General features: G+C 66.5%; 4 protein-coding genes. All 4 read right to left on the bottom strand.

Annotation, left to right across the window (positions count from 1 at the left end; translation table 11 throughout):
* Window positions 1–75: 75 nt before the first annotated feature.
* A complete protein-coding gene (locus FCU66_RS39020; protein WP_136620311.1) occupies window positions 76–1,023 on the bottom strand; it encodes an alpha/beta hydrolase in 948 nt (315 codons plus the stop codon).
* An 11-nt stretch (window positions 1,024–1,034) separates the two neighbouring features.
* A complete protein-coding gene (locus tag FCU66_RS39015; protein WP_136620312.1) occupies window positions 1,035–1,715 on the bottom strand; it encodes an isochorismatase family protein in 681 nt (226 codons plus the stop codon).
* 241 nt (window positions 1,716–1,956) lie between these two features.
* A complete protein-coding gene (locus tag FCU66_RS39005; protein ID WP_136620314.1) occupies window positions 1,957–3,261 on the bottom strand; it encodes a M24 family metallopeptidase in 1,305 nt (434 codons plus the stop codon).
* A 321-nt stretch (window positions 3,262–3,582) separates the two neighbouring features.
* Entirely contained in the window at window positions 3,583–4,554 is a 972-nt protein-coding gene (locus tag FCU66_RS38995; protein ID WP_136620315.1) for a GlxA family transcriptional regulator, read from the bottom strand.
* Window positions 4,555–4,690: the final 136 nt, after the last annotated feature.

Raw genomic sequence — 4,690 nt, 5'->3', positions numbered from 1 at the left:
CAGAGGGGGTGCTGTCCCGCCGACCTCTCAAGGTCTCCTCGTCCCTGCGAAGCGAGGCGAGGAGGTCTTGAAAGGTCAATACGGCCAATCACCCCGGCCCAGCGCTGCCACCGCCGCCACGATCCGCGCAAACGCCTCCGCGGCGGCCGGCACAGTCGTTCGGGCGCGCAGGAAGCTGTGCACGAGGCGCTTCTCCTCGTGCCACCACGCCTTGCCGCCGGCGGAAACAATCCGGTCGCGGTAGGTCTCGCCATCCGACGACAGCGGGTCGCACTCGGCGGTGACGATCACCGTCGGCGGCAGGTCGGAAAAGTCGCGGTCGCGCAATGGCGAGAAGGTCGGATCGTCCAGTGATTGCCGCTTGGCCGAGCGGACGTCGCGGTAGAAGGCGATGTCGTGCAGCGACAGCAGCGGCGCTTCGGCGTGCTCGATGTAGGAGCCGGCGCGCTCGTCGCCGCCCAGTTCGGGATAGATCAGCACCTGGCCGATGGCTGCGCGGGGGTGCCTGCGCGTCGCCTGCGCCACACCAGCGGCGAGGTTGCCGCCCGCACTTTCGCCGCACAGCACCAGCGGCAGATCAGTGGTCGCCGCCGCCCATTCGAAGGCGGTGACGGCATCGTCGAAGGCGGCCGGATGCACATGCTCGGGCGCCAGCCTGTAGTCGACCGACAGCACGTCGAAACCGGTGCCGGCGCAGAGCTCGGCGCAGATGTCGTCATGGCTTTCCAGCCCGCCAAGGATGAAGCCGCCGCCGTGGTAGTAGATCACCATGGCCCGCGCGGCCTTGCCGGCGCGGTGGTAGCGGCGGACCGGGATGTCGCGGCCGGCGGCGGCGATCAGGCCGTCGCTGGCCTTGACGCCGGGCGGGCGGCCCTGGTGGAAGGCCCGGCTCATCCGGTCATAGACGGCGCGCTGCTTGTCGATCGGCAGGCCGAGGATTTCAGGCGGATACCAGGCGTTGACGGCGTCGATATAGGCCCACAGGGCCGGATCGAGCCGGGTTTCGTATTTGCCGCGAGTCATGCTTTCCGCCGTCATAGATCGGCGTAGAGTGCGGCCGCGTTGTCGAAGGTGAAGCGCAGCGGCACCGAGCCTTCGACCTGCCAGGCGGTGACGGTTTCGCCGGCCAGCAGCCGGCAGGCGCCGTCGGTGTCGGTGACGGCGCCGCCATAGAGCCGATTGGCGAGGTTGATTATGCCGGTCTGGTGCATGGCCGCGCTGCCGCTGCCACAGGCATCCTTGACCAGCAGCACGCGAAAGCCTTTCGCCACCGCATCCTTGACCGTGGCGTCGATGCAGGCCTCGGTCCACACGCCCGACACAACCAGCCATTCGATGCCGGCCGACTTGATGTCGCGGGCCGCCGGCCCCGAGCGGAAGGCGCTGGCCTCGGCCTTGACCAGCAGCGCCTCGCCCTTGATCGGCGCCACCTCACGGCAGATCTCGGTCAGCGGATCGCTCTTGTCGGAAAAGGCCGACTTGCCGTCCTCACCGACCGGATGAAAGGGGCGATCCTGCTTGTCGAGATCGACGATGTAGGCCCAGTGGTAGAGCGGCACGTGGTTAGCGCGCGCCGCCGCCTGCAGGCGTTGGACGTTGGCGAGGATCGTTGCGTAGCCGTCGACGAGGTAGCGCGGATCCTGCCGGTGTTCTTCCTGCAGGTCGATGAAGATCGCGGCCACCGTGCCGCGCTTGATGGCGATGGGGGTTTTCATGCGAGTGCGCCTGGGTTCAGGGTCGACGTCGCCCCGTTCAGCGGGATGGCGCAAGCGGCGATGATTGGCCGGCGCCTCCCCAGCTTCGTCATCCACGGGCGGAGTAGAGGGTGCAGCGGAGCAGAATTCAGCACCGTGGCGACGCGTCGGAGTCGCGGCATGGATCCTAGGGTCTGCGCCGCGTCGCTTCGCTCCTTGCTTCGCCCTAGGATGACGACGGCGTGGTGGCAGTCGGCGAGTATCAAACCTGCGTCTCCAGAAACTCATCCTCATAGGGAAAACGCGACAGGAGTTCGATGCCGGTGTCGGTGATCAGGATCTCGTCCTCCAGCTTGACGCCCTCGCGGCCGCCCTTTTCGCCGATATAGCTTTCGACGCTCACCACCATGCCTGGCACGATATGGCCGTCGCGGCCATAGGTCTCGTAGTCCATGGCGTGCGCGATGAACGGCGTTTCGCCATGCATGCCGACGCCGTGCATGACCGAGGTGTAGCGCTGGTCCACGAAGCGGTCCGGGATCTTCCACGCCTTCTCGGCAATCTCGCGAAACGCCATCCCGGGTTTGACGATCGAAATGTTGTGCTGAACCTGGTCGTGCGCCATGCGGTAGAGCGACTTCTGGTAGGGGGTCGGCTTGCCCGGCCCGCAGCGGAAGGTGCGCGAGAAATCGGAATAATAGCCGTAGCAGCCGATCGTGTCGGTATCGAGCGCCAGCAACTCGCCGGGCCGGATCTTGCGGCCGCTGGCCTCGTTGAACCACGGATTGGTGCGCTGGCCGGAGGTGAGCAACCGCGTCTCGATGAACTCGCCGCCCTGGCGGATGACCTCGCCATACATGATGGCGAACAGGTCGTTTTCGGAGACGCCGGGCTTGATCGCCTCGCGCACCGCATAGACGGCGGCCTCGGCGCCGGCCATCGACACCTGCAGGCATTTGACTTCCTCCGGCGTCTTGACCGCGCGCACCGCCAGGATCTCGCCCTGGCAATCGCGGACCTCGCAGCCGCGCTTTTCCAGCGCCAGCGCCTGCAGATGGCTGCAGCGGTCGAGGCCGAGCTTCATCGAGCCGCCGCCATGCTTTTTCAGGAGCTCGGCGATCTCGTCGGCGAAGGGCCCGGCGGTCTCGTCGTCGCGGCCTGACACCGACGACCAGACCAGCTTGGAAGGACGCGCCTCGTCGATCGTGTCGAGCACCATCGAGACATGGTAGCTCTGCGGATATTCGAACAGCACGATCGGCCCCTCGGTCGGAATGAAGAAATAGCGGGTCGAGTTGCGCAGGAAATAGCCGAACATGTTGCGCGAGCCGGTGGCGTAGCGCTGGTTGTAGGGGTCGAACAGCACCACGCCGCCATAGCCGGCCTCGCGCATCCAGCCGCGCAGTTTTGCCAGCCGGCCTTTTCGCAAGGCGTCGGCGTCGATGAAGGACGGCTCGGTGTCCGACAGCCACATGCCGCCGGCCGGATCGGCCGCCGCGGGGTGGCGCATGCGGTCCTTGAAGTCCACGTCCTCGGTGCTGTCGGGGTCGAATACGACGATGCTCATGGGGTGCCTGGCCTTGGGTGGGTTGCGAGGTCTGAGCATGGCGCAAGGGGGGCGGATGGATTGTGCGGAAAACCGCGTTTGTTGTGCAGGATGCCGCTGTCAATGAGTTGCGTCGCGTTCCTTCGCGCCCCCCTCTGCCCTGCCGGGCATCTCCCCCACGAGGGGGGAGATTGGCAGCGTCGGGAGCCGCGCCCCTTCTTCGACGCTGGAGATTGGCGAAAGCGGTGGTGACAGCCGATCTCCCCCCGTGTGGGGGAGATGTCCGGCAGGACAGAGGGGGGCGCTGTCCCGCCAACGTCTCATCGCGTCAGCGAGCGCGAGCTAATGCCTCCTCGCCAGTTTCGGCGGATGGCCATGCTCCTCGCGAAAAGCCCGCGCAAAACTCGACATCGAGGCGAAGCCGCAGGCCAGCGCGACGTCGCGCACGGCGAGCGTCGAGTGCGCCAAGAGATCGGCGGCGCGCTTCAGCCGTAGCCGCCGGTAATAGCCATTGGGCGAGATGGCGAGTTCGGAGCGAAAGCTGCGTTCGAGCTTGTCGGAGGAGACGCCGAGCTTCGCGGTCAGCTCGGCCATGCCGAGCCGCTCTTCCACCGCATCCTCCATGATGGCGATGGCCGACAGCACCAGCTCGTTGCGGACGCCGGTGCGCAGCCGCAAGGGCATCATCTTGCGGTCGATGCTGGAGCGCAGCTGGCTGTGCACGAACCATTCGGCGACGCCGGCGGCAAGCTCGGCGCCGTAGTCGCGGGTGATGATCTCCAGCATCATGTCGAGGCTGCCGACGCCGCCGGCCGAGGTAAAACGCTTGCGGTCGATGACATAGAGGTCGCGCCGCAGTTCGATGTTGGGAAAGGCCTCGGTGAAGGCGGCCTGGCTGGTCCAGTGCAAGGTGCAGGCATGGCCGTCGAGCAGCCCGGCCCGCGCCAGGAAGAACGCCGCATCCGCCACCGCGCCGATATGGGCGCCATTGCGCAGGCTCTTGCGGATCCAGTGTGCTGCGTCCTCGGCGACCAGGTGATCGGCATCTCCGCCCGAACAGACGACGATGCGGTCGACCTTCGGCGCGTCCTCGGCATAGAACCCCGGCTGGATGACGACGCCGTTCGAGGCCTCGACCGGGCCTTGGGTAGCCCCGACAATGATCCAGCGATAGCACTGCCGCTTGGCCAAGACATTGGCGGCGCGCAGCGGCTCGATGACCGAGCTGAACGCCATCATCGGAAAGCCGGGGAAGACCAACACGGCGAAGGTGAGGGGTGTTTCGGTGGGTTTGGGTGGAGCGTGTGTGGCCATGGGGCGCTACACTTCGGGCAGATGGCGGTCGGGGTCAATTGGGGATGGTCGCTGATGCATGAACTGCATTTTGCTTTGATCGCCGCTGCGGCGAGGAGGTCGGTCAGATGTCGGCGGGACAGCACCCCCCTCTGGC

The sequence above is a fragment of the Mesorhizobium norvegicum genome, assembly GCF_004919685.1.
Lineage (GTDB): Bacteria > Pseudomonadota > Alphaproteobacteria > Rhizobiales > Rhizobiaceae > Mesorhizobium > Mesorhizobium norvegicum.
Note: the sequence above shows the minus strand (reverse complement) of the source record. Positions and strands in the feature narration are given on the sequence as shown.